A 25,908-nucleotide genomic window follows, 5' to 3' on the forward strand; every position below is an offset into this window, starting at 1 on the left:
GAAACCCTCGTCCACACCGGGCCCCCGGCCAAGGCGGACCGCGTCCAGTCCTGGGTCGTCGGCCCCGGCCTCGGCGACGGTGCCGCCGCCCGGCACTCCCTGGACGACGTCCTCGGCTCCGACATCCCCGTCCTCGTCGACGCCGACGGCCTCCACCTCCTCCCCTCCGGCGGCCTCCACGGCCGCGCCGCGGCCACCGTCCTCACCCCGCACGCGGGCGAGGCGGCCGCGCTGCTCGGGGTGAGCCGCGAGGAGGTCGAGTCCGGGCGGCTGGCCGCCGTACGGGCGCTGGCCGACAAGTACGGCGCCACCGTGCTGCTCAAGGGCTCCACCACCCTGGTCGCCTCCCCCGGGCACCCGGTCCGGGTCAACCCCACCGGCACCGCCTGGCTCGCCACCGCGGGCAGCGGCGACGTCCTCTCCGGCCTCACCGGCTCCCTCCTCGCCACCGGCCTCGCCGCCCGCGACGCCGCCTCGGTCGGCGCCTACCTCCACGGCCTGGCCGCCCGCCGCACCACCGCCCCGGCGGGCGCCCCGATCGCGGCGTACGACGTGGCGGCGGCGGTGCCGGAGGCGTGGCGGGACGTGCTGGGCTGAGGGGGCGGGCGCCTGGGGTTCGGTGGTGGGTGCGGGGGCGGGGGCGCCGGGGTTCGCTTTGGGTGCCGGGTGCGGGGCCTCCGGGGCAGGGCCCTGGACCGTCTATTTACGGCGCCGTTGCTCGGAAGCGTGAAGTGAACGTCGGGCGATCGGCGCCACAAATACACGTGGTGTCCAGGACCCCACCCCTGCGACCCCGCCCCCTCCCGCCGGTGACCAACGGCCTCCGCCCGACCCGCCAAGCCCGGCGGCCGGGCGCCGGGCGCTATAGGGGCCGTGTTCACCTTCCCCGTGGAGCCCGGTGCGCTCCTGCACGAGCGGACCCGCCAGTTCACCGCCCTCGGCATCCCCAGGCCGGTCATCGTGCAAGCCCGGTCGCGGATCAGGGACATGTGGGGTACCGGTGACGCCAGTTGGACCCCGGTGTGGGCGGCGGAGGCCGAACGCGCGCTCCGCGCGGACAAGCCGCTGCCGGCCTCGCTGTGCTGGGGCGCGGCCTGCTTCCCGTGCCTGGCGACCGCCGACCGGAAGGAAGCCCACGAGCGGCAGCTCGACGCGTATCCCGTCCATTTCCTTCAGCGGCGGCGGATGGCCCGGCCGGGAGTGGTGATCCTCAGCGACGGGATGGACAAGCTCGCGTTGGGCGGCCACGTCGACGCGGCGATCGACCTGGGCGGCCCGACCGGCGCCTCGGGCCAGCGCATCGATGTCCCCGGTCTGCCCCACGGGATGGCCGGGATCATCGGCAACGCCCTCCACTTGGACGCGATGCCCGGTCCGGACGTCATCGACGATCTGCTCGCCCGGTTCTCCCTGCGCGAGCAGGGCCTGCCGGACCGGCCCGGCGGATCCCCGCTACTCGCCCGTACCGCTCCGGTCTGTCAGTCGCTGATCACGGGACTGCGGTGGATCCATTCGTCGCTGTGGAGCGACTGGTGCATGAAAGCGGCCACGTCCGCGCGGCTGATCGTCGGATTGCCTTTCATCGGCAGTCGGTCCGCGGCGTTGTAGGTGCCTTGGGCGGGGCCGTGCGTCAGACGGGTGGGGTAGACGATGGTCCAGTCCAGCGCGCTGGAGCGGATGCGCTCGTCCGCGATCTTTTTGTCGGCGTAGATCGACCGCAGCAGCGTGCGGTAGATCGTCTTCTGCGTGGGGCTTGCCCAGTCGTAGGTGTGGCCGACGCCGAAGGATGACAGCCACACCAGCCGGGACACGCCCGATTCCTCCGCCGCGCCGACAACGGCGGCCGAGGCACGCGTGAACAGTTCTCCGGCGCGGACCGATGTGCTCCTTCCCAGAGCGGAGACGATCGCGTCATGGCCGCTCGCGGCGGCGAGGACGTCGTGCTGCGACGTAGCGTCCCCGACGACTGGCGTGACCTTCTCGGCCAGGTCGCCCAGGGTCGCCGGGTTGCGTACGAAGGCTGTGACGGAGTCATCGGAGCGCAACGCGAGGTGCGTCAGGATGCGGCCGGTGGGACCGGTCGCGCCCAGGATGAGCAGATTCATGGTGGGTCCCGTCAGCGGCGCGGGGCGGAGAAGGGACGCGTGGGGACCGCGTCGAGTGCGGCGAGGGTCGCCTCGTCGAGGGTGATCGCGCCCGCTGCCAGATTCGCTTCGAGGTGACCGGCGTCGGCGGTGCCCGGGATGAGCAGCACATGGGGGGCGTGGTGCAGCAGCCAGGCCAGGCCGATCTGCGACGGGGTGTGCCCGAGGTTCTCGGCGGCGGCGAGCACGACCGGCTCGTCGGTCACCTTCGGAAGACCCGGGAACGCACCACCGAGGGGGAAGTAGGGCACCCAGGCGATCTGCTCGTCCGCGCAGAGCTGGAGCATGTCCTCGTCGTCGCGCGCCACGAGGCTGTAGGCGTTCTGCACACAGACGATGCCCGCGGGCAGGGCGCGGCGCAGTACCTCCAGGCTCACGCTGCTCAGCCCGATCGCGCCGATCTTGCCTTCGGCACGCAGCGCGATCAGTTCCGCGAGCTGGTCGTCGAGGTCGACCACCTGGTCGTCGGTGACGGGGACGGCGGTCACCCCGGCGTCGACGCGGCGCAGGTTCACCACCGGAATCCGGTCCATCCGGAGGGTGGCCAGGTTCTCCTCGACACCGGCCCGCAGTTCCTCGGGGCGCTGCGCCAGACGCAGCGGGAACGGACCGCCGGGATCGGAGGTGGCGCCGACCTTGCTGACGACCAGGACGTCGTCCTCGGGCCGCAGCGCCTCGCGGATCACGTCGTTGACGAAACCATCGCCGTAGAACTGGGCGGTGTCCACGTGGTCGACGCCGAGGTCGACCGCGTGGCGCAGCAGGGCGACGGCGGCGCGGCGGTCGCCGTACAGGCGTTCCAGCTGCATCGCGCCGTACCCGACGCGCGAGACCGTGCGGCCGGCCATCGAACCAGGGCCTCCGGGACGCGGGGTCCCGGCGGGAGCGACCTCGGGGGTGGGGGTGTTTTCGGACGTCATCGGCTACCTGCTCTCGTGCGAGAATGAGAGAAGCGGAGGAACCTCCGTTACTTGCACCATAACACTAGCGGAGGTGCCTCCGTTTTGAGTCGTTCCGAAACACCACCGGACCGCGCCGGTCAGCCGGTCCGCCGCGACGCACGGCGCAACCGCGAGAAACTCATCGCCACCGCCCAGGCCGCCTTCGCGACCGCCGACGGCCCGGTTGCGCTGGAAGCCATCGCCCGCGAGGCCGGAGTCGGCATCGGGACCCTGTACCGCCACTTCCCCACCCGCGAGAGCCTCGTCGATGCCGTCTACGCCACCGAACTCGACAGCGTCGCCGCGATCGTCCCCGCCCTGCTCGAACAGCACCCCGCCGACGTCGCGCTCCGTGCCTGGATGGGCCGCTACGCCACCTTCGTCGCCACCAAACGCGGGATGATGGAGACCCTGCGCGCGGGATTCGCCTCCGGCCGCATCGCACCCCCGTCACGGGAACGCGTCACCAGCACGATCGCCACGATCCTCGAACAGGGCGCTGCGGCGGGCACGCTCCGCGCGGACGTCGACCCCGACGATGCCACCACGATGCTCGTCAGCGTGTTCCTCGCCATCACGGCCGGCGCCCCCGAGGGGCAGACCGAGCGCCTGCTCGACCTCCTCACCGACGCCCTCCGCCCGCGAACCTCATGAGTGAGGGCGGGCGCCGCCCCCTACTCTGACGCCATGACGACCCTGGCCTTCGACCGCTACCGCACCGAAATCCTCCACCAGACCGCTCTGTTGAGGTCCTACCTGACGGAGGCCGACCCCACGGCCCCGGTGCCGTCCTGTCCGGGCTGGAACCTCGGCCAGCTCGTGCGCCACCTCGGCGGCGCCCACGGCTGGGCCGAGATGGTCGTACGGACCCGGTCGACCGAGCCCGTCCCGGACGACCCGGTCAACGACGTACCCCTCCGCACCGGCGAGGACCCCGCCACCCTGAGCACCCGGCTCGGCGACGGGGCCGGGCGCCTGGCCGACGCGCTGCACAAGGCCGGGCCCGACAGGCCGGTGTGGACCCCGGGCCCCGGCGGCACCGCGATGTTCTGGGCACGCCGGATGACGCACGAGACGGTGATTCACCGGGCGGACGCCGCCCTGGCGGTCGGCGCCTCGTTCCAACTGGCCGAGGAGATCGCCCTGGACGCCCTGGACGAGTGGCTGACGTACAGCACCCTGCCCGAGGCGTACGAGGGCACCCCCGCCCTGCTCGGCCCCGGCCGCACCGTGTGTTTGCACGCCACCGACACCGGCTCCGACTGGCTGATCGACCTCACCGGCGAGGCCCCCACCCTGCACCACACCGCCCAGGAAGCCGCCATCGAACTCCGCGGCACCCTGACGGACCTGCTCCTGCTCGTCTACCGACGGCCCGCCCCCAGCGTGAAGGTCACGGGCGACACGGCGCTGCTCGACCTGTGGCTGACGCGCTCGGGTTTCTGGCTCCATTGAATCCTCCCCTCCCTGAAAGGAGGGGATTCCTGGCTCAGGCCGCCTCCTGGAGCAGCGCTCCAGGAGGTCTTCCGCCATCAGCACCAGCCGGGTTGAGACCAGCCCGGACAAGCATCACGCGTGCGGAGTTCTTGTCCCGTGAGGATACAGTTCCACACACGGCGCAGGTGTAGGTGCGCTCACCCAGCGGCAAGCGATGCTTGGCTCTCGCATCGCAGTGCGCGCAGTCCATCGTGGTGTACGCGGGGTGCACAAGGCGGATGTCCCGCCCATGCTTGCGGCCCATCGCCACCAGAGCGGCCTTGGTGGCGCCGATGGCGGCATCAGCGGCCTTGCGGGCCATGGTGGTCCGGGCGAGGAACTTCGGGCGGAAGTCCTCGACAGCGATGGCGTCGTGGTCGCGGACCACCTTCTTGGCCCACTTCCTTCCGGTGTCCTGACGCTGCCTGGCGGCCTTCTTGTACGCCTTCGCCCGCAGTTTCTTCGCCTCGCGGTAGCCCTTCGACGCCGGTTGCCCCTTCTTCGGCCTGCGGCGGGCCATCATCCGGTCGTACCGGGTCAGCTTCGCCTGGACCTTCCTGCCGTACCCGGCGTGCGGCAGGCCCGCTCACTGCTGGACGACTGCAAAGCGGACACGCAAGAACTCCGCTTCCTGGCGGAGCGGTTGTGCGAGGCGCTACGCGATGTCCTGCGAGTGGCGGAGAGCAGAGGCGGACGGCTTCCCGACCCCGGCGAGGACGAAAGCCCCCGCTGAAGCCGAAGAAAACCGATCGACAGACAACTCCCCGGCGCACTGTGATGGCCTCGGACTATCCAACGCATGGAGGAGTAGCTCTTGGCAACGGGGAGAACCGCGGACTCCCGCCCCGCGATCGAAGCCGCGCTGGCCAGGCGTCTGGTCGATACGCAGTTCCCGCAGTGGGCCGAACTGCCCCTCAAGCGGCTCGACCCGGCCGGTTCGGACCATGTGATCTACCGGCTGGGCGAGGAGCTGTCCGTCCGGCTGCCCCGCCACGCCGGGGCCATCGGACAGGCCGAGAAGGAGTCCGGGTGGCTTCCACGGCTGGCCCCGCACCTCCCGCTGTCCATCCCCCAACCAGTAGCCGTAGGGGAGCCCGACTTCGGCTACCCGTGGCCGTGGGCGGTGTCCCACTGGCTGGACGGAGAGGTGGCAACCGCCGAGGCGCTGGGTGACTCGTCCCGGACCGCCGTCCAACTGGCGGAGTTCCTGATCGCCCTTCAGCAGATCCCAACAGAGAACTTTGAAGACCCCACCGCCGGGTCTCTGACCGACCGGGACCAGGCGACGCGGGCCGCCATGGCCGAGGTCGACGGCCTCTTCGACGTCCCAGCCATGACCGAGCTGTGGGACACGGCGCTGAGCGCCCCGGGATGGGATCGGCCTCCGGTCTGGTTTCACGGCGACTTTCACACGGGCAACCTGCTGACCGTCGACGGCCGACTCAGCGCGGTCATCGACTTCGGCGGGCTCGGCATCGGCGATCCGGCGTGCGACCTGATGATCGCCTTCACTCTGATGTCGGCCGAGAGCAGGGCCGCTTTCCGGGCCGCGCTCGGCGTGGACGGCGCCACCTGGGCCCGGGGCCGCGGCTGGGCCCTGGCCACCGGCCTGAACGCCTACACCTCCTACGCCGCCGTCAACCCCCGGGTCGCGGCGCAGACCACTCGCCAGATCACCGAGGCCCTCATCGGATGACGGCGTCGAGGGCTCCGATCGGGCGGGACGACCTCCGGGTGAAGATCGCCGTGCAGCGGGTGCGGATGGGGGGCGAGGAATTCCGGGTGATCCGCCCGGCGGCACCGCTGAACAATGGGGCGCTGTACGAAACCGGCGGTCGCTACGAGATGTACGTCGACCGGACCGACGGTCGGCGCATCGGCACCCTGTGGCTGCTCGCGGCACGCTCCCCGCGGTCGCTGGTCTACCTGCCGCTGCGCGCCACCCCGACCGCGCCCGGAATCGGGTGGCGGGACGAGAAGCCGCTCGATCTCGTACTGGCCCATCAATCCGTGCAGTTCCGGCCGTCCCGCTGGAAGCGGCTGCGCGAGCGCATCGCCGCGGGCAACGCCCCCCGCGAGCTACAAACCGCGAGCGTGCCGGAAGGCGACCTCCCGTCCGACGACGCCCAGCGGAATCCGGACCTGCTCCGCCAGCACGTCCACGCCGAGACCCTGTTCCTGACGGGCACGACGAGGACGTTCCGGGAATCAGCCCGGCACGTCTTCGCCGTAACGAACGAGGGTCCACCCGCCGCCGCAACCCAGCTGTACCTGCCAGGCCCGGGCTGCAACTACCACGCCTGCCGAAGCCTGTACGTCTGGCAGGGTCCGCAGGCCCACGACTGGCAAAACCTCCACGTGACGTACACGCCCCGCTGGGTGAGATGAGCGGCAGGTTCAGGGGCCGACGTATTCGTACACCCCGCCGTGGGGATGGCGCAGTACGGCGCGGTGGCCGTTGGGCGTCGGCGCGCTCGGAGCCACCACCTCGGCACCTCCCGCCACCGCGTCCTCCACCGCCGCGTCGAGGTCCCCCACCGCCAGGGTGGCCGCCACACCGGCGACGCGCCGCACGGCCTCATCCGGCCCGCTGAACAGCAGGAACGGGCCGACGCTTGCCAGCGTGACTCCGGCGAAGGCGAAACGGGATGCGGTGCTCCCGGTGAGCCTCTCGTAGAACGGCACGGCCGCGTCCAGATCCTCGACGCGCTGTCGTACGACCACCGACTCGATAGCCACGGCCTCATCCCCCGTCGTCCGGTTCGCCTTGCATCCAGGTAAGCCCTATGTCATCACCCGACCGGGCGCCTCGGCCAGGCCCCGATGGGCGGCCCATGCCCCCGCGGCTGCGGCCATGTCTTCGAGCCAGGCCGCCTCCGGGTACCGGTCGGCCTGCGATCGGTTCATGCGGAGGGTGGCAGCGGCGAAGGCGTCGATCGCTGCGGAGTCCGCGTCTGCCCACGCCCGGCACTCGGCCGCCCACCCCTCAGCCGCCTCGGCGGTATGCCCGGCCGCGATGAGCTGCACCACGAGGCATGCGGGATCGATTAACCCGGCACCCCGGGTCGGCCAGGACCAGTCCACGATCCAGATCCGTTCGTCACCGATCATGAAGTTGTGGGGGTTGACGTCGGTGAAGAGGAGCGTGTCGCCTTCGAAGAGTTCGGCGTCCTCATCGTCGGCGAAGCGGTTCCAGCGGGCCTCGCGCCAATCGCACGCCTCGGCAGGCACGGGGAGATCCCTGATCCGGTTCAGGGCGCCGACGATCCGGGGAAGGTCCGCAGAACCCGGTGTGAAGTCCGACGAGCGCCCTTCGACAGACTCGAAACCGAGCGCGATCCACGCGTCATCCTGGGCATGCCACATGAGCCTCGGCGAGACGGTGTGCACGGACGGGTTGACGATCCGTTCGCGGACGATGGAAGCGCGGCGGCCTCCGGGCCGGTTGCGGCAGGCTTTGACGAAAACGGGCCCGTTCTCGCACGTGACCACGGCTGTGACGTCCGAGCCGTTCCCGCGCGAGGTGGGCTCTACGACGTGCTGTTCGCCGGTGTGTGGGCGCACCAGCGCCCACAGCGCTTCCGTACCTGGCGAGTCGTTGTCCATCAGTTCCTCGGGCCGCACGAACTGCTCGGATATCCGGGGGAGCACTCCCCGTCCCCCACGGGGTCGCACCCATCCTCGTCTTCGCCCCCGCCCTTCGCGACCGCGCTGTGAATGGACGCGCGGACTTCGGCCATGGTGGGACTGCCGAGGATAGTGGCCAGGGGCGTGCTCCGGACGTTCCCGACGCTCAGCAGGGCAGCGGAGAACACGCAGGGGGACACGCTCCCGTCCGGGCCGACAGCAGCGCGGCCGCTGCCGCACCGGCCGCACAGCCCTGAGGCGTCCGGAGCCTGCCCGTGTGCTCCCCGCCCGAAGGGGCGAACGTGATCCATGCTGATGCGCTTCACACCGAGGGCTTCCAGTTCCCGCCGAGCCTCTGAAATCCGCTGTGTCGCGGTGGTCGCGACGATCCCGACACGGAGCGGAACGCCGAGCCGTACGGCCTTCTTGACGTTCGCCAGGGTGCGAGCGTGGCTGGGGCGGCCGGTCACCGCGTTGTGTTCGTCCGCCTGGTCCGAGTAGTACGACGTTGCCAGGGAGGCGCCCTTGCGCCGGAGGAGCGCCCACCAGTCGTCCGTCACGTGCACCAGGTTGCTGTAGACCTCGACGCACAGCCCCAGGGACAGCGCGCGCTCGGCCAGGTCCAGTCCGTCCGGGTGCAGGGTGGGCTCGCCACCGATGAGCTGGACGCGGCGCACGCCGCAGTCGGCGGCCTGGGCGAGAACGCGTAACCAGTCGCCGCGCGCCATCGTGCCGTGAGTCCCTTCCGGTCCCGAGGAGTTGAAACACGGGCCGCACTGGAGCTGGCACTTGCGGGTCAGGTCCAGCCACAGGAATCGGGTGTCCTTGGCTGGTGTGGCAGCAACGATGGTCGTCACGGTTTGTCCTTCTCGTCGAGTCGGTTTCATTTCGGGAGGTCGATGACCGTCACGTTGCGCAGCTCGCGGATCATCCGGGAGGCGAGAACGACGCCGAGGCCGACGTGGCCGTACGGGACCATGACGTTCGATTTCCTCGCACGCCATCCGCCCGCCGTGAGCTGGTAGTTGGTCCCGGAGATGCCCCACCGTGGAGCAGCCAGCCGTCCTTGTCGCGGCTCGCTGGGTCCCCGCAGATCTGGCATGTCATGGCGTACATGCAGATCCGCTGCCGAGCGATGTGCATGCTGTCGTAGATCGGCCTGCCTGTACCGGGTGAGTGGGTCATCCGGGCCCATAGGGCCCCTGCCGTATCGCGATCCGTCTCGCGGGATGCCTTGTAGCCGAGTCGCGGCCCGGGCGTGAGCTGGACGGTCAGGTCGGATTCGGGGCCGAGGGGTTCGCCGCTCCACGCGGTGACGAACGGAACGACGGTCGGGCGGGCGATGACCGGGGGCATCAGGAGTCGGCCTTGGCGCGTAGCTCGGCCCAGACGGTCTTGCCCCAGGCGCGGTATTCGGTGTCCCAGCGGTCGGCCATCGCGGATACGAGCAGCAGCCCGCGGCCACACTCCTCATTGCTGTCCGGGGCCTGAGCGATGGGCGGCCGGAGGCATTTGTCCGTGACGGCGAGACGTACACGGTCCCGATCGGGCAGCCGGACGCTGACGCGCAGAAGACGGCATCCGCTGTGCCGCACGGAGTTGCCGACCAATTCGGAGATGATCAGCGTCCCGTCCCCGATCAGATTGCCGAGGCCCCAGGTGTTCAGGGCTGCGCGGACGAGCCGGCGAGCGCGACTCGCGGACTCCGGCTCGCACGGCATGGTTTCGCTGTAGCCGGGGGCACCGATGGCGTTCGGCCTGGTTACGGTCATGGTCACGGGGTCTTTCCTCCGAGGGCCTGCCTGGCGTCTGGTGACCAGTCAACGAGTCCAGGTGCGACAGAAACAGGCAAAGGCGCCGCTGTCCCGCATACCGGCCACCGGAAGACTTTGCGTCCGTGTTACCTGCGTCCTGGTGCGCCTCGTGCTGGGCCGGTTACGTTCGGTCCATGGGAGAGAACGTCATCCTGAAACGGCGGATGGTCGAACTGGGCCTCACCCAGGACGAGCTCGCACGTCAGATGAACGACGCCCTCGAAGAGATCACGGGGAGACTGGGGGATGTCTCCGCACGCACCGTCCGCAACCTGGTCAACGGGAGTACCAGGCGCCCCATCGGGCGAACGTGTGCGGCGCTGGAGAAGATCTTCGGGTGTTCGGTCGAAGACTTAGGTTTCGCCTCACCAAGGACCGCGGCACCCCAGGAGGACCCTGTGCGGCGACGTACCTTCATGACCTCGGCCGCGGGCGCAGCCATTGCCCCCGAGCTCGGCGCTTCCAGGCGGGTCGGGCACGGGGATGTGAAGCGGTTGGAGGCCAAGTTCGCCGCAATCATTGCCCAAGATCACCAGTACGGCGGACGCGTCAGCATCGAGACACAGGCTTCCGCTCTGGCCGACGAGGCGCTCTCCCTGCTTCAGCGTGGTACGGCCAGCCAGCGCGTCCGCAACAGCATCTACGCATGCGCCGCCTCGTTCACGTCCAGTGCCCTGTGGGCCGCGATCGACGGTCGCCGCTTCGATGCGGCCCTACGGTACGTGGACCGCGCCTCCAGCCTCGCGGTCATGTCCGGTGACCTGACGATCCAGTTCCGCATCTGGTCCCATGCGGGCACCCTCTACCGGCATCTGGGCCGCCCGGTCGACGCTCTGGCCGCGAATGATGTGGCGCGGAACCTTCCCATCACCCGCCGCGATCCTCTCTTCGCATCGCTGGGGCACGCACGTCATGCCGCCATCCATGGCCTCACTCGCGATGCCGTGGCAGTGGAGCGAACCCTCGGCCACGCTCAAGCCGCCTTCGGCCGTGCCGATGCAGGGATCGACCGGCCCGCATGGATGACAGCCTTCTTCGGGCAGGCCGAAATCGAGAGTCTGGCCCTGACGGCGCACCTCGGCCTCGGTAACTTCGCCCAGGCCGAGGCCCACGCACACCGCAGCATTGGGCTCCTCCGCCCCCATATGCGGCGGAGCCGCGCCATCGCCACCGCTCGGCTGGCCCACGCGCAGCTGGGGCAGGGTGACCTGGAGCCTGCCGTCTCCACGGCCATGACGGTTCCCACCAGCTCCCACCCTCGTGTGAGCCGGATGCTGGACGGGTTCGGGGACAGGCTCCGTGCCACGGCTCCCCGCAGCGGGGCTGCCAAGACTTGGGGCGCATACATCGACTCCCGAAGGGACGCCTCATGACAATCGAACTCCGGCACTTCCACGACGTGGAGCCTGTATGGGACACGCTGATCTCCGTCTACGCCGAGGTGCGGGCGGACCGGCTGCATGACCCGCACTACTCCGTCGAGCGGTACGGCGAACGCCTGGCCCGGCACGCCTCCGAACCTGGCTGGGAGGCGGTGGTCGGCTACGACGGGGACGAGGCCGTCGGGTATGCGTACGGCAACACCATCGAGCACGGTGACCGCTATTGGAAGCGCATCACGCAGCCGTTGTCGCCGACGCTCACGGAGATCCCGACGCTGGCGCTCAAGGAAATGATGGTCCGCGTCCCCTGGCGCAAGACGGGAGCCTCGCGGGGCATCCATGACGAGCTGCTCGCCCGGCGGTCCGAGGAGCAGGTGACGCTCATGGTCAACCCGCTGGCGGGGGAGGGGAAAGTGCGTCGGCTGTACGAGTCGTGGGGTTACGAGGACATCGGGGAGAGCCGGCCGTCACCGGACTCGCCGGTACTGATGGCCATGGTGCGCCCGACACGGTGACGAAAGGGACAAGAGTGTCGCAGACCGAGGGTGCGCGGCTGTTTCGGGAGGCTTGGATCGCGGGGGTGCGGCGGCACTTTCCCGGCGAGCCCAAGCCCGGCTATGTGACCCCCTGGGATGACACCCCGGAGTGGGAGCGGGCCGCTGCCGGGGCAGTGCACGACCAGGTGCGGCAGTTCCTTGAGGCCAGCGAGGGGCACGCGGCGCGCCTTACGCGGGAGCAGAAGGGGCGCTTCGTCGCGACGTGCTGGACCGCGCAGATGTACCGGCACTTCGAGGACCCCAAGCCCGGTTACATCGCCGACTGGCCCGAACTCCCCGACTGGCAGCGGGAGACGGACGCGAACATCTTCGAGGCGATCGAGAAGGCGGTCAGCTGACGCGCGTCACCGCGCGCGACGGTGGGAGGAGCGAGGCCGCATCCCCCTGCCCACCGCCGGGCGGGCCGGGACCGGACGGGGAGCCGCCACCTGCCCGGTCGGGTTTCGCTGCCGGGTGCGGGCCGGTGGGCGGGTTGTGCCCACCCGTTCCGCCCCGGCGGAACGACTGCCCACAACCGCCGGGGGCACCGGCGGGGAGCCTCCGACGGCGGGAGGGGGTGGGGTCGCAGGGGTGGGGTGCTGGACACCACGTGTATGTGTGGCGCCGTGGACTTCCGGCCCACCCCACGTTCTTCGGCTCCGGCGCCGTAAATAGACGGTCCAGGGCCCTGCCCCGGAGGCGCCGCACCCGGCACCCGCAGCAAACCCCAGGCGCACCCACCACGGGCCCGCACCCGCCCAACCACCGGAGCGCCCACGCAGGGTCCGGGGCGGAGCCCCGGCGGGGTGTGGGGGCGGAGCCCCCAGCACCAACGTCACGCCTCCGCGATCACCACCGCCGACGCCACCCCCGCGTCGTGGCTCAGCGAGACGTGCCACGACCGTACGCCCAGCTCAGCGGCTCGGGCCGCCACCGTGCCGCGCACCGATAGGGACGGCCTGCCGCCCGGCTCCGTACGGACCTCCACGTCCGTCCAGCGCAGGCCGCCCGGGGCGCCCAGGGCCTTGGCCAGGGCCTCCTTGGCGGCGAACCGGGCCGCGAGGGAGGCGGGGCCGCGGCGTTCGCCGCTCGGGAGGCTCAGTTCGGCGTCCACGAAGAGGCGTTCGGCCATGCCCGGGGTGCGCCGCAGCGACTCCGCGAAGCGGTCGACGGCCGCCACGTCGATGCCTACGCCGACGATCACTCGACGGTGACCGACTTGGCCAGGTTGCGCGGCTGGTCGACCTCGTTGCCGCGGGCCGTGGCCAGCTCGCAGGCGAAGACCTGGAGCGGCACGGTGGCCACCAGCGGCTGGAGGAGGGTCGGGGTGACGGGGATCTCGATGAGGTGGTCGGCGTACGGGGCGACCGCCTCGTCACCCCGCTCGGCGATCACGATGGTGCGGGCACCCCGCGCCCGGATCTCCTGGATGTTGGAGACGATCTTGTCGTGGAGGACCGAGCGGCCGCGCGGGGACGGGACGACCACGACGACCGGCACGTCCTGCTCGATCAGGGCGATGGGACCGTGCTTCAGCTCGCCCGCCGCGAAGCCCTCGGCGTGCATGTACGCCAGTTCCTTGAGCTTGAGCGCGCCCTCCAGGGCGACCGGGAAGCCGACATGGCGGCCCAGGAAGAGGACGGTGTTCTTCGAGGCCAGGCTCCGGGCCAGCTCCCGCACGGGCTCCATGGTCTCCAGGACCTCGTCCACCTGGGTGGCGATCTCGGACAGCTCGCGGATCACGGAGAGGATCTCGTCGCCCCACTTGGTGCCGCGTACCTGGCCCAGGTACAGGGCCACCAGGTAGCAGGCGACGAGCTGGGTGAGGAACGCCTTGGTGGAGGCGACGGCGACCTCGGGCCCGGCGTGGGTGTACAGGACGGCGTCGGACTCGCGCGGAATCGTGGAGCCGTTGGTGTTGCAGATGGCGAGCACCTTGGCGCCCTGCTCGCGGGCGTGGCGCAGCGCCATGAGGGTGTCCATGGTCTCGCCGGACTGCGAGATGGCGATCACCAGCGTCCGCTGGTCGAGGATCGGGTCCCGGTAGCGGAACTCGCTGGCCAGCTCCGTTTCGCAGGGGATGCGGGTCCAGTGCTCGATGGCGTACTTGGCGATCATGCCCGCGTGGTACGCCGTACCGCACGCCACGATGACGACCTTGCTGACCTCGCGCAGCACGGAGGCGGGGATGCGGACCTCGTCCAGGCAGAGGTTCCCGGCCAGGTCGATGCGGCCGAGGAGGGTGTCGGCGACCGCCTTCGGCTGCTCGGCGATCTCCTTGAGCATGAAGTAGTCGTAGCCGCCCTTCTCGGCGGCGGAGGCGTCCCAGTCCACGTGGTACGGGCGGACCTCGGCCGGGGCGCCGTCGAAGTCGGTGACGACGACGCCGTCGCGGCGGGCCTCGACGACCTGGTCCTGGCCCAGTTCGATGGCCTCGCGGGTGTGGGCGATGAACGCGGCCACGTCGGAGGCGAGGAACGCCTCGTCCTCGCCGACGCCGACGACCAGCGGCGAGTTACGGCGCGCGCCGACCACCACGTCGGGCGCGTCGGCGTGCACGGCGACGAGGGTGAAGGCGCCCTCCAGCCGGCGGCACACCTGGCGCATGGACTCGGCGAGGTCGCCGCAGGAGGAGAAGGACTCGGCGAGCAGGTGCGCGACGACCTCGGTGTCCGTCTCGGAGGCCAGCTCGTGGCCGCGGTCGGCCAGCTCGGCGCGCAGGGCGGCGAAGTTCTCGATGATGCCGTTGTGGACGACGGACACCCGGCCCGCGTTGTCCAGGTGCGGATGGGCGTTGGCGTCGGTCGGCCCGCCGTGGGTGGCCCAGCGGGTGTGGCCGATGCCGGTGTTGCCGCTGGGCAGCGGCCGGTCGGACAGCTCCTTCTCCAGGTTGGCGAGCTTGCCCGCCTTCTTGGCGGCGGCGAGCCCGCCGTCGGCCAGAACGGCGACTCCGGCCGAGTCATAGCCGCGGTACTCCAGCCGCTTGAGCCCGGCGAGGACGACATCGAGGGCGGACTGCCCTCCCACGTAACCAACGATTCCGCACATGCAGTGCAGCGTACGACCCGCCGCTCCGGGGGCCGACCACCGCCCGCGCGTCGGCCCCCGCTTTCCGGCCCCGGCCGGGCCCGCTTCCGGCCCGCTGCGGGCCCGCTCCGGACCCGCTTCCGGCCCGTTTCCGGCCTCGTTCCGGCCCCATGTCGGGCATGAGGCCGGGCATGACGCGCCCGCGGGCGCCCGGCGGGGGTGACCGAGCCCACGCCCCCGGCCCGCCCCTCCTGAGCGCCCAGCCACGACAATGAAGGGATGATCACGTCTACCGCGCGCGAGGCGCGCACCGGCCCCGTGCGCGCCGCGCAGCGGCGGGGCGGCGAGGCGACGCCGTATGTGGACCTGTCCCGCGCCGAGTGGAGTGCGCTGCGGGAGAAGACCCCGCTGCCGCTCAGCGCCGAGGAGGTCGAGCGGCTGCGCGGGCTCGGCGACGTCATCGACCTGGACGAGGTACGGGACGTCTATCTGCCGCTGTCCCGGCTGCTCAACCTGTACGTGGCCGCCACCGGCAACCTGCGCGGCGCGCTGAACACCTTCCTCGGCGACGCCAAGAACGGCCAGGGCCCCCAGACCGGCACGCCCTTCGTCATCGGCGTGGCGGGCAGCGTCGCGGTCGGCAAGTCGACCACGGCCCGGCTGCTCCAGGCGCTGCTGGCCCGCTGGCCGGAGCATCCGCGGGTGGAGCTGGTCACCACCGACGGCTTCCTGTACCCCAACGCCGAGCTGCACCGGCGCGGGCTGATGTCCCGCAAGGGGTTCCCCGAGTCGTACGACCGCCGCGCCCTGACCCGGTTCGTCGCCGATGTGAAGGCGGGCCGGGCGGAGGTCTCGGCCCCGGTCTACTCGCACCTGATCTACGACATCGTGCCGGGCGAGCGGCTGACCGTGCACCGGCCCGACATCCTCATCGTCGAGGGGCTGAACGTGCTCCAGCCCGCCCTGCCCGGCAAGGACGGGCTGACCCGGGTCGGGCTCGCGGACTTCTTCGACTTCAGCGTGTACGTGGACGCCCGTACGACGGACGTCGAGCGCTGGTACCTCAACCGCTTCCGGAAGCTGCGGCAGACCGCCTTCCAGGACCCCTCCTCGTACTTCCGCAAGTACACCCAGGTCTCCGAGGAGGAGGCGCTGGACTACGGCCGGATGATCTGGCGGACCATCAACAAGCCGAATCTCCAGCAGAATGTGCAGCCCACGCGGGGGCGCGCGACACTCGTGCTCCGTAAGGGCCCGGACCACAAGGTGCAGCGGCTCTCCCTGCGCAAGCTCTGAGGAGTTCGTTTCGTGCTGCATCTGCGGCTGATCGTCCCGGCCGACCGTACGGACGATGTGGTGCGCCTCCTGGAGGGCACCGTGGGCGCCACCCACCTGATCGTCATGCCCGGCGCCGCCCGTGAACCGGCCGGGGACGTGGTGCTGTGCGACGTGGCGCGCGAGGCGGGCGACGGCCTGCTGGGCGAGCTGCGGGCGCTCGGGCTTGACGAGCACGGCTCGATCGCCGTCGACGACATCGGCCTGTCGCTGTCGAAGCGGGCCGACCGGGCGGAGGCGGAGGCTCCGGGGGAGGGTGCGGACGCGGTGCTGTGGGAGCACCTGACGGACGCCACCCACGAGGAGTCCACGCTGTCGGTGACCTTCCTCGCGTTCCTCACCATCGCGACGATGATCGCGGCGTGCGGTGTGGTGCTGGACAACGCGGTCCTGATCGTGGGCGCGATGGCCGTCGGGCCGGAGTTCGGCCCGCTGGCCGGGCTGTGCACAGCCCTCGTCCGGCGGGCCCCGCGGCTGGCCGCCCGCTCGGGGGTGGCGCTGATCGTCGGGTTCGTGGTGGCGATGGTGCTGACGACGGGCTTCAGCGTGCTGATGGACGCCTTCGGGCTGTTCAGCCGGGATCTGCTGGACGCGGACCGCCCGAACACGGACTTCATCTGGAAGCCGGACATGTTCTCGTTCGTGGTCGCCGTGCTGGCGGGCATCGCGGGGACGCTGTCGCTGACGTCGGCGAAGTCGGGTGCGCTGGTGGGCGTGGCGATCTCGGTGACGACGGTGCCGGCGGCGGCCAATGCGGCGGTGGCGCTCGGGTACGGGGAGGTCGAGCAGATGGTGGGGTCGAGCGAGCAGCTGCTGCTGAATCTGGCGGGGATCGTGGTGGCGGGGACGCTGACGCTGCTGGTGCAGCGGTGGCTGTGGGCGCGCCGGGGGTGATTCCGTTCGGGGGCTCCGCCCCAGACCCCGCTCCTCAATCGCCGGAGGGGCTTGATTTGCCTGGTCTGGGCTGGAAAACCAGCCCCTCCGGCGTTTGAGGAGAGTGCTAGCCCAGGGCCGACTTCACGGCGTCGGCCAGGCGGCCCGCCACCGAGCGGGCCTGGTCGATGTCGGCGGCTTCCACCATCACGCGGACCAGGGGCTCCGTACCCGAGGGGCGGAGCAGGACGCGGCCCGTCTCGCCCAGCTCGCGCTCGGCCTCGGCGACGGCGGCGGCCAGGTCGGCGCTGCTGGAGACGCGGGACTTGTCGACGTCGGGGACGTTGATCAGCACCTGCGGCAGGCGCTCCATCACCCCGGCGAGGTCAGCCAGGGTGCGGCCGGTCGCGGCGACGCGGGCGGCCAGGAGGAGGCCGGTGAGGGTGCCGTCGCCGGTGGTGGCGTGGTCGAGGGCGATGACGTGGCCGGACTGCTCGCCGCCGAGGGCGTAGCCGTGCTCCTTCATCTCCTCCAGTACGTAGCGGTCGCCGACCGCCGTCTGGACCAGCTCGACGCCCTCGCGCCGCATGGCGAGCTTGAAGCCGAGGTTCGACATGACGGTACCGACGACGGTGTTCCCCCGCAGCGTGCCCGCCTCGCGCATGGCGAGGGCGAGGACGGCGAGGATCTGGTCGCCGTCGACCTCGCGGCCGACGGAGTCCACGGCCAGGCAGCGGTCGGCGTCGCCGTCGTGGGCGACACCGAGGGCGGCGTCGTGCTCGACGACGGCGGCCTGGAGCCGCGCCAGGTGGGTGGAGCCGCAGCCGGCGTTGATGTTGAGGCCGTCCGGCTCGGCGCCGATCGTCACGACCTCGGCCCCGGCGCGGGCGAACGCCTCCGGGGAGACCCGGGAGGCGGCGCCGTGCGCGCCGTCGATGACGACCTTGAGGCCGTCGAGGCGGTTGGGGAGGACGCCGACGAGGTGGGCGACGTAGTTGTCGAAGCCCTCCGCGTAGTCGCGCACCCGGCCGACCCCGGCGCCCGTGGGCCGGTCCCACGGCTCGCCGGAGGCGTGGGACCGGTAGGTGGTCTCGATGCGGTCCTCCAGCTCGTCGGCGAGTTTGTGGCCGCCGCGGGCGAAGAACTTGATGCCGTTGTCGGGCATCGGGTTGTGGCTGGCGGAGAGCATCACGCCGAGGTCCGCGTCGAGCGAGCCGGTCAGATGGGCGACGGCGGGCGTCGGCAGGACACCCACCCGCAGCACGTCCACGCCCGCGCTGGCGAGGCCCGCCACCACGGCGGCCTCCAGGAACTCCCCGGACGCGCGTGGGTCCCGCCCGACCACCGCCACCGGCCGATGGCCCTCGAAGGTTCCCACCTCGGCGAGCACGTGCGCCGCCGCGACCGACAGGCCGAGCGCCATCTCAGCCGTCAGGTCGGCGTTCGCGACGCCGCGCACACCATCCGTACCGAAGAGTCGTCCCACTGGTGTCCTCCGAGATTACGAGCTGTGGGGGCAGAAGCTTGCGTGGAGATTGATTGACGCTTGCCTGTAGGTATACGCCCCCTGGTGGCGATAGCCGAACGCCCCGGAGGCACGGGTGGTGCCGCCGGGGCGTGTCGACGAGCGGCGGAAGCCGCCGAACCGCGTGGTGAAGCGGATTAACGCTTGCTGTACTGCGGCGCCTTACGGGCCTTCTTCAGACCGGCCTTCTTACGCTCGGTGGCGCGGTCGTCACGGGTCAGGAAGCCGGCCTTCTTGAGCGGGCCGCGGTTGTTGTCCACGTCCGCCTCGTTCAGCGCACGGGCGATGCCCAGGCGCAGCGCACCGGCCTGGCCGGAGACGCCGCCGCCCGAGATGCGGGCGATGACGTCGTAGCGGTCGTCCAGCTCGAGCACCTTGAAGGGCTCGTTGACTTCCTGCTGGTGCACCTTGTTGGGGAAGTACCCCTCGAGGGTGCGACCGTTGATCTTCCACTGGCCGCTGCCCGGCACGATGCGGACGCGGGCGATCGCGTTCTTGCGACGCCCGGTGCCGGCGGCCGGCTGCGGGTCACCGAAACGCGAGGCGAGCGACTCGGAGGTGTACTCCGACTCGATCGTCTCCACGCTCTCGGTGGTGTACTCCTCGACATCGAGGGGGGTCTCGGCGGTGGTCTCGGCCACGATGCTCCTCAGCTTCTCTTCGTCTTAGGGGGTGGCCGGACTTACTGCGCGACCTGGGTGATCTCGAACGGGACCGGCTGCTGAGCAGCGTGCGGGTGCTGGTCGCCCGAGTACACCTTCAGCTTGGAGAGCATCTGACGGCCCAGGGTGTTCTTGGGGATCATGCCCTTGATGGCCTTCTCGACGGCCTTCTCCGGGTTCTTCTCCAGCAGCTCGTCGTAACGGACGGAGCGCAGACCACCCGGGTAGCCCGAGTGGCGGTACGCCATCTTCTGGGTCCGCTTGTTGCCGGAGAGGTGCACCTTGTCGGCGTTGATGATGATGACGAAGTCACCCGCGTCGACATGCGGCGCGTAAACCGGCTTGTGCTTCCCCCGGAGGAGGGTGGCGGCCTGGGTAGCCAGACGGCCGAGGACAACGTCGGTGGCGTCGATGACGTGCCACTGACGCTGCACGTCGCCGGGCTTGGGGCTGTACGTACGCACGGTCGTAGCCTTCGCTTCTTCAGTGAGTGTGGTCCTGACAAGGCCACCCGGACGATCACGACAGCCCTGGCCGCACCTCGGTGACGCATTCCGAGTGCCTGCCGCTGGTCATCGGCCCGGTGAACCGGCGTAACGGCCACTCACGTGAGAACGAGCAAGCCAATACGCATAACGAACTGGCAGAATACCGGCCCGCACCCACGGGGGTCAAAACGCCTCCCCCAGCCGTCACCCGGTCCCCGGCGGGTCCCCGGTGTCACCTGCCGGGATTAGGATGCGCGCCATGAGCTTTGGGCAAGGGGGGCCGTACGGGCCCGGGGGATCTCAGCCGCCTCAGCAGCGTCAGTCGTCGCAGACGCCGGACTGGGCCGCTATGGCAGATCACACCGCCACGCGCGGCCGTCGCCGACGATGGCTCTTCATCGGGGGCGCGGTGCTGGCGACGGCGGCGGTCGGGGCGATGGTGGCCACCGCGGTGATCAGCAGCAACGACAAGGACGGCTCCTCGGACGACTCGGCGAAGCATCTGCCCTCGCAGCCGACGCTGCCGCGCGAGTCGGAGTCGCCCGAGCCGTCGTTCTCCAATGTCGCTCCCCCGGCGCCGCCCAAGCCGCTGGACATCATCTCCGACGCGAAGCGGGACAAGGCGCCGCTGAGCGCCAAGACGCTCTTCCCCGACGAGGAGGCCGCGAAGGAGGGCCGCTCGTACGCGAAGGCGGCGACCTCCTCCACGGCGAGCTGCGCGGCGGGCACCCAGGGCTCCCTGGGGTCGGTGCTCAGCGGCAACGGGTGCCGCAAGCTGCTGCGCGCCACCTTCTCCAAGGACGGCGTGGCGGTCACCATCGGCGTCGCCGTCTTCGACGGCCGGGCGGGCGCGGAGAAGGCGAAGAACGGGTACAAGCCGAATGTGGCGTCGCTGTCGGGCGGCGGGGTTCCGGCGTTCTGCCGCCAGACCGCGTGCCGCACCTCGGCGAACGCGATCGGACGGTACGCGTACTTCACGATCTCCGGCTACACCTCGGGGAAGAAGGTGACGACGTCGGACACCCAGGCGCTCCAGGCCGGGCGCGACATGGCCGACTACACCTTCCGCCGCATCCTGGCCCGCGGCAACGCGCAGGCGTCGGCGGCCGCCGGATCCAACGGCTGAGCTGACGCCCGCGGGGGCGTCCGGAGGGGGGATGCATGGCGGAGCTGGTGGGGTTCCGGCTCGGCGACGGTACGGCGAGCGTGATCGTCGAGGTGGAGGACGACGAGCCGGGGGTGCGGCTGGCCGCCGGGGGCCGGAGCGGGATCCCCGACGCGAGCGCAACCTTCGACGCCGGGTTCGCCCGGGTCCGGGAGGCGGCCGCGCGGGCGCTGACCCAGCTCAGCACGCTGCCCGAGCCGCCGTCGACGGTGGAGCTGGAGTTCGGCGTGAAGCTGAGCGCCCAGGCCGGGGCGGTGATCGCCAAGACCGGGGTGGACGGCCACCTCAGGATCAAAATGATTTGGGAGCGCGATCGCGACCGACCCGCCGCGGAGGACGAGGGCGCGGACGAGGACGGCTGACGGGCGCCTCGCCGAGGCCCGCCGCGTCGCCAGGAGTCGTGTCGCCGAGCGGCGCGTCGGCGGGAGCGGCAGCGCCGAGGGCCGTATCGGCGAGGGACGTGTCGCCGAGTGGGGTCTCGACGAGCGCCGTATCGCCAGGGACCGCCGCCGCGAGGGGCCTGTCGCCGGAGGCCGCACCACCGCCGCGTGGCCCATCGGCGACGGCCGCGTCGCCGAGCGGCGTGGCGTCGAGGGGCGTGGCGTCGCGCGGCGTATCCACAGGGGCCGCGTCGGCGGGGGTCGCGTCCTCCGGCGGGATCACCGCCGTCAGCTCCGTCACCGGCCCCTTCTCCTCCCGGCGGTCCAGCTGGCTGCGGTAGATCGTCACGCCGCCCATGACCAGCGCCGCGCTCAGCACCCCGATGACGCCAGGCCCGAGCAGCCCCGAGTCCCCGCCGGTCTCCACCGCCATCACCAGGACCGCCACCGGGGCCCGCACCACCGGCCCGAGGCAGGCGGCCATACCCACGATCACGAACATCGCCGGGCTCTGCGGCGCCAGCCCGAGCGGTTCGGCCAGCCGCCACACCGCGGCCCCGACGCCCGCGCCGATCACGAACCCGGGGCCGAAGATGCCGCCCGAGGCGCCCGAGCCCACGGTGAGCGCGGTGCCGACGATCTTCGCGAGGGGCACCAGCAGCACGGCCCAGAGGGAGAGGCCGAGCAGTACGTCCCGTTCCATCTCGCCCTCCATCAGCCCATACCCCGTGCCCAGGACTCCCGGGACGAGCAGGCCGAGGCAGCCGACCGCGAGGCCCCCGGCGACGGGGAACAGCAGCTTGCGGAGGGTCGTACGGGAGCGCGGCTCCACCCGGTCGTGGACCCAGTAGAAGGCCGCCGCGTACAGCCGCCCCGCGCCCCCGGCGAGCAGTCCGATCACCACCAGCAGCGGCAGGTCCCCTAACCCGATGGCCCCGCTCACCGCGTGCTCGCCGAAGACCGGGCCGAAGCCGAAGCAGAGGCCGAACGCCGCGTACCCGGCGGCGGAGGCGAGGAGCGCCTTGGGGACGACGCTCACGTCGGCGTCCTTGCGGTACAGCAGTTCCGCGCCGAGCAGCGCCCCGCCCAGCGGCGCCCGGAACACCGCCCCGACCCCGGCCGCCAGGCCGATCACCACGGCGGTACGGGCCTGGGCGGGGGTGAGCCGGGCGCGGCGGGCGAAGACGGAGCCGAAGGCGGCGGAGATCTGGGCGGCCGGTCCCTCCGTACCGGCGGAACCGCCGGAGCCGATGGTGAGCGCGGAGGCGACCATCTTCAACGATCGTCACCCGGCCCGCGCATGCTCAGCGGCGCGTGGTGCGCGGCGGCGATGGCCGCGTCGGTGCCGTGCCCGCCCGCCTCGGGGGCCAGCCAGCGCACCAGGGCCGCGGCGGCGAGGGCGCCCCCGGCGACCACGAGCGGCACCGCCCAGGGGCGTTCGAAGGAGGACGCGACGTCGAAGCCGCCCTCGACCGTCGTTCGGTACGGGTGATAGCCGCCGAGTTCGCCGAGCACCCAGTGGGTGCCGAGCTTCAGCAGGCCGAAGAGGCCCGCCGCGCCTAACCCCGCGACCGCGCCGATGCCGACCGCGAGCAGCGCCCATCGGGCCAGGGTGTCCCCGCCGGGTTCGTCACCCGGGAGCCATTTCTTCCGCCCGGACCCGCCATATCGTAGGCTTGGCACTGGAGCTCCCTCGGGCCGGTATGCACCATCTTCTCTTCTTCACGGTCCATATTGGCATCCCCACAACGTTCCTGACGTTGATTCACACACTGATTCGAGGGGGAGACGATGCACGGGATTACCGGCGAGCGGGAGCCTCTGATGCCGGATCTGACCGGCCTCCCCCTGGACGACATCCTGACGGGTTCCAGCAATGCGCTGGTCAACGCCCTGCACCGGGTGGTGGACGAGGTCGCGGCGGCCGAACCCGCCATATCCGCCTATGACTCGGGCGCCCAGCTCCTCCCCACGGGACCCTCCGACCGGCCGTGACCCACGGCTTATCGAACGAACACTTTTGGCCCGATGACGCCCTGGACGTGCCGGGACTGCGGGCCGCGGGGGTGCCCCGGCTGCCGTTTCGCGAATTCCTGCTGAAGGTGCACAGCCGGTGCAACCTGGCCTGCGACCACTGCTACGTGTACCAGGGCGCCGACCAGAGCTGGCGCGACCAGCCCCGCGCCATGGCCTGGCCGACCGCCGAGCGCGCCTGCCGCCGCATCGCCGACCACGCCGCCGCGCACCGGCTGCCGTCCGTACGGGTGCTGCTGCACGGCGGCGAACCGCTACTCGCCGGGGTTGAGTTCCTCGGCAGGCTGGTGCGGCGGCTGCGCGAACTGCTGCCGCACCACACCCGGCTCGACATCCTCGCCCAGACCAACGGCACCCTCGTCGACGAGGCGGTGCTGCGGCTGTGCCACGACCACGGCATCCTGCTCGGCGTCAGCATGGACGGCGACCCGGCCGTCCACGACCGGCACCGCGCCCGCGCGGACGGCGGCGGCAGCCACCGCGCCGTCGCCGACGCGCTGACCCTGCTGGGCCGCCCGGAGCACCGGCCGCTGTGGGCCGGGGTGCTGTGCACGGTGGACGTGACCGCCGACCCCGCCGCGACCTACCGCCATCTGATGTCGTTCGCGCCCCCGGCGATCGACCTGCTGCTGCCGCTCGGGCACTGGGGCAGCCCACCGCCCGGCCGCACGGCCGACCCGCGCCACGTGCCGTACGCCCGCTGGCTGACCACGGTCTTCGACCTCTGGTACGGGGCTCCGGAGCAGACCGTCCGGCTGCCGTTCTTCGAGAGCGTCCTCGATCTGCTGCTGGGCGGCACGAGCCGCGTGGAGTCGGTGGGCGGCGGCCCGTCCCGGCTGGTGGTGGTCGAGACGGACGGCCGGCTGACCCAGTCCGACCTGCTCAAGACGGCGTACGCGGGGGCGCCGGACACCGGGTGCGATGTGTTCCGGCACGGACTGGACGAGCTGCTCGACCATCCCGGGATCGTGGCCCGCCAGCTGGGGCGGGACGCCCTCGCCGCCGAATGCCGGGCCTGCCCGGTGGAGGCGGTGTGCGGCGGCGGGCTGTACCCGCACCGCTACCGGCCGGGGGCGGGGTTCCGTAATCCGTCGGTCTACAGCCCCGACCTCAAGGTGTTCATCCGCCATGTCGCGGACGTCGTCCGGGCCGACCTGGCCCGCCTGTCGGGCGCCGGAACCGTCCGGTGAGCCGCTTCCTCGCCCCCACCCGGGCCGACCTGGAGTCCCTGGGGCGCGGCGAAGGGCCGGCCCGTCCTGAGCTGCTGCGGGAGGGCGCCCCGGAGCCGGACCCTGCTGCTGCTCCGGGCGCTGAAGGATCTGGGGGGCGACGACGGGATGGCGGCCGGTCTTGCGCTGCTGGCCGATGTCCAGCGCCACTCCCCTACGGCCTTCGCCGCGTCGCTGGACCTCCCGGCGACCGGCGCGTGGGCCGCGTACTGCGTCCGCGCCGCCACCGCCGCGGGCCCCGGTGCGCCGCTGCCGCCGGAGGCCGCCGACCTGGCGGCGCTCGCGGGCGCGGCCGCGCACCGGGCCGGGATGCGGTACCGGATCACGGTCCCCGCCCGGGACGGCGCGGTGGTCCTGCCGGGCCTCGGCCTCGCCGTCCTGCCGCCCGGCACCGCGCGCGCCGAACTGCGCGGCGAGGGCGGGGCGTCGGTGCTGTGCGGCGGCGGCCGTACCGTACGCATCCTACGGGCGGCGGAAGCGGAGGCGCCCGGCTGGCACCCCGAGCCCCGGATCCGCGTCACCGCCGCGGGCCGCACGCTGGACGTACGGCTGGACTCCCTCCACCCGTTCCGGCAGGGCGGCGCCCCGCTGCCGCCGCGCCCCCTCGACGCGGAGCGGCGGCGGGTCTGGCGGGACGGCACCGCGGCGGCGTGGGCGCTGCTGGCAGAGCGTCACCCCGCGCGGGCGCGGGACGTGGCGGCGACCGTGGCCTCGCTCGTGCCGCTGACCGGGCCCTCGTCCTGGACCAGCGCGTCGTACGGCGACGCCGTCGGAGCGGTGGGGCTCTCCCCGCACCCGGACGCGCGGTCGCTGGCGGCGGCACTGGTGCACGAGGCCCAGCATTCGAAGCTGTCCGCCCTGCTGACGGTCGCCGACCTGCTCGACGCCCCGCCGGGGTTACGGGCGTACGCCCCCTGGCGGGACGATCCGCGGCCGCCCGCCGGGCTGCTCCAGGGGGCGTACGCCTTCCTCGCGGTCACCGGCTTCTGGCGCGACGAGGCCCTGCGGGCGGGGACGGACGAGGAGGTCCACACGGCCCAGACCCACTTCGCCCGCTGGCTGCGGCCCACCGCCGACACCGTGGCGGTCCTGGCCCGCTCCCCCTGGCCGACCGCCGAGGGCCGCCTGCTGCTGGACGCGATGCGGCGCACGCTCGCCGACTGGGCGACGACCCGGATCGCGCCCGATGCCGCCGCCGCGGCCCGGTCGGTGGCGGCCGCGCACCGGGTCCGGTGGCGGCTGCGGCCCGCCCCGGCGCCGCCGCGCGCGG

The 25,908-nt window shown here is 71.9% G+C and carries 28 protein-coding genes and 1 pseudogene; 15 read left to right on the forward strand and 14 right to left on the reverse strand.

Annotated features, from left to right (window positions below; all coding sequences use genetic code 11):
* Positions 1–597: NAD(P)H-hydrate dehydratase (locus SSOG_RS18735; protein ID WP_009715817.1), on the forward strand; the 597-nt coding region annotated here is incomplete at its 5' end.
* 881 nt (positions 598–1,478) lie between these two features.
* On the opposite strand, the gene SSOG_RS18740 is transcribed toward SSOG_RS18735, so the two are convergent.
* A complete protein-coding gene (locus tag SSOG_RS18740) occupies positions 1,479–2,105 on the reverse strand; it encodes an NAD(P)-dependent oxidoreductase (RefSeq protein WP_039938038.1) in 627 nt (208 codons plus the stop codon).
* 11 nt (positions 2,106–2,116) lie between these two features.
* Positions 2,117–3,064 carry an aldo/keto reductase gene (locus SSOG_RS18745; RefSeq protein ID WP_009715820.1) on the reverse strand — a complete coding sequence of 316 codons (948 nt, stop codon included), beginning with the start codon at positions 3,062–3,064 and terminating at the stop codon, positions 2,117–2,119.
* 84 nt (positions 3,065–3,148) lie between these two features.
* Between SSOG_RS18745 and SSOG_RS18750 the strand changes: the two genes are divergently transcribed.
* Positions 3,149–3,739 (forward strand): TetR/AcrR family transcriptional regulator, encoded by a 591-nt coding sequence (locus SSOG_RS18750; protein WP_009715821.1) that lies wholly within the window; start codon positions 3,149–3,151, stop codon positions 3,737–3,739.
* Positions 3,740–3,772: 33 nt separating this feature from the next.
* Positions 3,773–4,540 carry a maleylpyruvate isomerase family mycothiol-dependent enzyme gene (locus SSOG_RS18755; protein ID WP_039938039.1) on the forward strand — a complete coding sequence of 256 codons (768 nt, stop codon included), beginning with the start codon at positions 3,773–3,775 and terminating at the stop codon, positions 4,538–4,540.
* Positions 4,541–4,574: 34 nt separating this feature from the next.
* On the opposite strand, the pseudogene SSOG_RS18760 reads toward SSOG_RS18755, so the two are convergent.
* A pseudogene (locus SSOG_RS18760) lies at positions 4,575–5,141 on the reverse strand (RNA-guided endonuclease TnpB family protein); the annotation flags it as partial.
* A gap of 234 nt (positions 5,142–5,375) precedes the next feature.
* Between SSOG_RS18760 and SSOG_RS18765 the strand changes: the two are divergent.
* Both SSOG_RS18765 and SSOG_RS46800 read left to right on the forward strand, forming a co-directional pair.
* Complete coding sequence (locus SSOG_RS18765) at positions 5,376–6,257, forward strand: aminoglycoside phosphotransferase family protein (RefSeq protein WP_009715824.1); 882 nt, start codon at positions 5,376–5,378, stop codon at positions 6,255–6,257.
* Complete coding sequence (locus tag SSOG_RS46800) at positions 6,254–6,949, forward strand: hypothetical protein (protein ID WP_009715825.1); 696 nt, start codon at positions 6,254–6,256, stop codon at positions 6,947–6,949. Before SSOG_RS18765 ends, SSOG_RS46800 begins: the two co-directional genes overlap by 4 nt.
* Before the next feature lie 9 nt (positions 6,950–6,958).
* Here SSOG_RS46800 and SSOG_RS18775 read toward each other — a convergent pair whose 3' ends face one another.
* The 4 genes from SSOG_RS18775 to SSOG_RS18790 form a co-directional block, all read right to left on the reverse strand.
* Positions 6,959–7,300 (reverse strand): VOC family protein, encoded by a 342-nt coding sequence (locus tag SSOG_RS18775; RefSeq protein ID WP_009715826.1) that lies wholly within the window; start codon positions 7,298–7,300, stop codon positions 6,959–6,961.
* 45 nt (positions 7,301–7,345) lie between these two features.
* Complete coding sequence (locus tag SSOG_RS18780) at positions 7,346–7,951, reverse strand: protein kinase (RefSeq protein WP_245606329.1); 606 nt, start codon at positions 7,949–7,951, stop codon at positions 7,346–7,348.
* A 215-nt stretch (positions 7,952–8,166) separates the two neighbouring features.
* Positions 8,167–9,045, reverse strand: coding sequence for a radical SAM/SPASM domain-containing protein (locus tag SSOG_RS18785; protein WP_039938042.1), 879 nt, complete (start codon positions 9,043–9,045; stop codon positions 8,167–8,169).
* Positions 9,046–9,543: 498 nt separating this feature from the next.
* The gene (locus SSOG_RS18790) at positions 9,544–9,960 is read right to left on the reverse strand and encodes an ATP-binding protein (protein ID WP_039941362.1); all 417 of its coding nucleotides are present in this window, start codon (positions 9,958–9,960) and stop codon (positions 9,544–9,546) included.
* Positions 9,961–10,136: 176 nt separating this feature from the next.
* Here SSOG_RS18790 and SSOG_RS18795 point away from each other — a divergent pair, with 176 nt between their 5' ends.
* From SSOG_RS18795 to SSOG_RS18805, 3 genes are read left to right on the forward strand one after another with little or no spacing between them, the layout of a single operon-like run.
* Entirely contained in the window at positions 10,137–11,375 is a 1,239-nt protein-coding gene (locus SSOG_RS18795) for a helix-turn-helix transcriptional regulator (RefSeq protein WP_009715831.1), read from the forward strand.
* Positions 11,372–11,899 carry a hypothetical protein gene (locus tag SSOG_RS18800; RefSeq protein ID WP_039938045.1) on the forward strand — a complete coding sequence of 176 codons (528 nt, stop codon included), beginning with the start codon at positions 11,372–11,374 and terminating at the stop codon, positions 11,897–11,899. Before SSOG_RS18795 ends, SSOG_RS18800 begins: the two co-directional genes overlap by 4 nt.
* Before the next feature lie 14 nt (positions 11,900–11,913).
* A complete protein-coding gene (locus SSOG_RS18805; protein WP_009715833.1) occupies positions 11,914–12,279 on the forward strand; it encodes a hypothetical protein in 366 nt (121 codons plus the stop codon).
* Between the two features lie 476 nt (positions 12,280–12,755).
* Here the strand turns inward: SSOG_RS18805 and SSOG_RS18810 are convergent, their stop codons facing one another.
* Both SSOG_RS18810 and glmS read right to left on the reverse strand, forming a co-directional pair.
* Entirely contained in the window at positions 12,756–13,124 is a 369-nt protein-coding gene (locus SSOG_RS18810; protein WP_009715834.1) for a holo-ACP synthase, read from the reverse strand.
* Entirely contained in the window at positions 13,121–14,968 is a 1,848-nt protein-coding gene (gene glmS, locus SSOG_RS18815; protein WP_009715835.1) for a glutamine--fructose-6-phosphate transaminase (isomerizing), read from the reverse strand. Before glmS ends, SSOG_RS18810 begins: the two co-directional genes overlap by 4 nt.
* 258 nt (positions 14,969–15,226) lie before the next feature.
* Here glmS and coaA point away from each other — a divergent pair, with 258 nt between their 5' ends.
* Complete coding sequence (coaA, locus tag SSOG_RS18820) at positions 15,227–16,243, forward strand: type I pantothenate kinase (RefSeq protein WP_039938047.1); 1,017 nt, start codon at positions 15,227–15,229, stop codon at positions 16,241–16,243.
* Between the two features lie 12 nt (positions 16,244–16,255).
* Positions 16,256–17,176 (forward strand): DUF389 domain-containing protein, encoded by a 921-nt coding sequence (locus SSOG_RS18825; RefSeq protein WP_009715837.1) that lies wholly within the window; start codon positions 16,256–16,258, stop codon positions 17,174–17,176.
* Between the two features lie 106 nt (positions 17,177–17,282).
* Here the strand turns inward: SSOG_RS18825 and glmM are convergent, their stop codons facing one another.
* The 3 genes from glmM to rplM all read right to left on the reverse strand — a co-directional run bounded on the left by glmM (position 17,283) and on the right by rplM (position 19,806).
* The gene (gene glmM, locus SSOG_RS18830) at positions 17,283–18,641 is read right to left on the reverse strand and encodes a phosphoglucosamine mutase (RefSeq protein WP_009715838.1); all 1,359 of its coding nucleotides are present in this window, start codon (positions 18,639–18,641) and stop codon (positions 17,283–17,285) included.
* Between the two features lie 176 nt (positions 18,642–18,817).
* Positions 18,818–19,321: a 30S ribosomal protein S9 gene (gene rpsI / locus SSOG_RS18835; RefSeq protein WP_009715839.1), complete on the reverse strand. Its 504-nt coding sequence runs from the start codon at positions 19,319–19,321 to the stop codon at positions 18,818–18,820.
* A gap of 41 nt (positions 19,322–19,362) precedes the next feature.
* Positions 19,363–19,806, reverse strand: coding sequence for a 50S ribosomal protein L13 (rplM, locus tag SSOG_RS18840; protein ID WP_009715840.1), 444 nt, complete (start codon positions 19,804–19,806; stop codon positions 19,363–19,365).
* Between the two features lie 283 nt (positions 19,807–20,089).
* On the opposite strand from rplM, the gene SSOG_RS18845 reads away from it, so the two are divergent.
* Together SSOG_RS18845 and SSOG_RS18850 are read left to right on the forward strand one after the other, a co-directional pair.
* Entirely contained in the window at positions 20,090–20,956 is an 867-nt protein-coding gene (locus SSOG_RS18845) for a hypothetical protein (RefSeq protein ID WP_039938049.1), read from the forward strand.
* A gap of 35 nt (positions 20,957–20,991) precedes the next feature.
* Entirely contained in the window at positions 20,992–21,357 is a 366-nt protein-coding gene (locus tag SSOG_RS18850) for a CU044_2847 family protein (protein WP_009715842.1), read from the forward strand.
* On the opposite strand, the gene SSOG_RS18855 is transcribed toward SSOG_RS18850, so the two are convergent.
* Both SSOG_RS18855 and SSOG_RS46805 read right to left on the reverse strand, forming a co-directional pair.
* Complete coding sequence (locus SSOG_RS18855) at positions 21,287–22,648, reverse strand: chloride channel protein (RefSeq protein WP_009715843.1); 1,362 nt, start codon at positions 22,646–22,648, stop codon at positions 21,287–21,289. The two genes, SSOG_RS18850 and SSOG_RS18855, sit on opposite strands and share 71 nt — an antisense overlap.
* Before the next feature lie 2 nt (positions 22,649–22,650).
* Positions 22,651–23,058: a hypothetical protein gene (locus SSOG_RS46805; RefSeq protein ID WP_009715844.1), complete on the reverse strand. Its 408-nt coding sequence runs from the start codon at positions 23,056–23,058 to the stop codon at positions 22,651–22,653.
* Between the two features lie 141 nt (positions 23,059–23,199).
* Between SSOG_RS46805 and fxsA the strand changes: the two genes are divergently transcribed.
* The 3 genes from fxsA to SSOG_RS18865 all read left to right on the forward strand — a co-directional run.
* A complete protein-coding gene (gene fxsA / locus SSOG_RS47610; protein WP_063631575.1) occupies positions 23,200–23,370 on the forward strand; it encodes an FxSxx-COOH cyclophane-containing RiPP peptide in 171 nt (56 codons plus the stop codon).
* Positions 23,367–24,599: an FxsB family cyclophane-forming radical SAM/SPASM peptide maturase gene (locus SSOG_RS18860; protein ID WP_106516419.1), complete on the forward strand. Its 1,233-nt coding sequence runs from the start codon at positions 23,367–23,369 to the stop codon at positions 24,597–24,599. Before fxsA ends, SSOG_RS18860 begins: the two co-directional genes overlap by 4 nt.
* A gap of 147 nt (positions 24,600–24,746) precedes the next feature.
* Positions 24,747–25,908: aKG-HExxH-type peptide beta-hydroxylase (locus SSOG_RS18865; protein WP_050799900.1), on the forward strand; the 1,162-nt coding region annotated here is incomplete at its 3' end.

The organism is Streptomyces himastatinicus ATCC 53653, assembly GCF_000158915.1.
GTDB lineage: Bacteria > Actinomycetota > Actinomycetes > Streptomycetales > Streptomycetaceae > Streptomyces > Streptomyces himastatinicus.

Coding starts and splice junctions, on each gene's coding strand:
- SSOG_RS18740 (WP_039938038.1), bottom strand. CDS start 2,105: ATGAATCTGCTCATCCTGGGCGCGACCGGTCCCACCGGCCGCATCCTG.
- SSOG_RS18745 (WP_009715820.1), bottom strand. CDS start 3,064: ATGACGTCCGAAAACACCCCCACCCCCGAGGTCGCTCCCGCCGGGACC.
- SSOG_RS18755 (WP_039938039.1), top strand. CDS start 3,773: ATGACGACCCTGGCCTTCGACCGCTACCGCACCGAAATCCTCCACCAG.
- SSOG_RS46800 (WP_009715825.1), top strand. CDS start 6,254: ATGACGGCGTCGAGGGCTCCGATCGGGCGGGACGACCTCCGGGTGAAG.
- SSOG_RS18790 (WP_039941362.1), bottom strand. CDS start 9,960: ATGACCGTAACCAGGCCGAACGCCATCGGTGCCCCCGGCTACAGCGAA.
- SSOG_RS18795 (WP_009715831.1), top strand. CDS start 10,137: ATGGGAGAGAACGTCATCCTGAAACGGCGGATGGTCGAACTGGGCCTC.
- SSOG_RS18800 (WP_039938045.1), top strand. CDS start 11,372: ATGACAATCGAACTCCGGCACTTCCACGACGTGGAGCCTGTATGGGAC.
- glmS (WP_009715835.1), bottom strand. CDS start 14,968: ATGTGCGGAATCGTTGGTTACGTGGGAGGGCAGTCCGCCCTCGATGTC.
- coaA (WP_039938047.1), top strand. CDS start 15,227: ATGATCACGTCTACCGCGCGCGAGGCGCGCACCGGCCCCGTGCGCGCC.
- SSOG_RS18845 (WP_039938049.1), top strand. CDS start 20,090: ATGAGCTTTGGGCAAGGGGGGCCGTACGGGCCCGGGGGATCTCAGCCG.
- SSOG_RS18850 (WP_009715842.1), top strand. CDS start 20,992: ATGGCGGAGCTGGTGGGGTTCCGGCTCGGCGACGGTACGGCGAGCGTG.
- SSOG_RS18855 (WP_009715843.1), bottom strand. CDS start 22,648: ATGGTCGCCTCCGCGCTCACCATCGGCTCCGGCGGTTCCGCCGGTACG.
- fxsA (WP_063631575.1), top strand. CDS start 23,200: ATGCCGGATCTGACCGGCCTCCCCCTGGACGACATCCTGACGGGTTCC.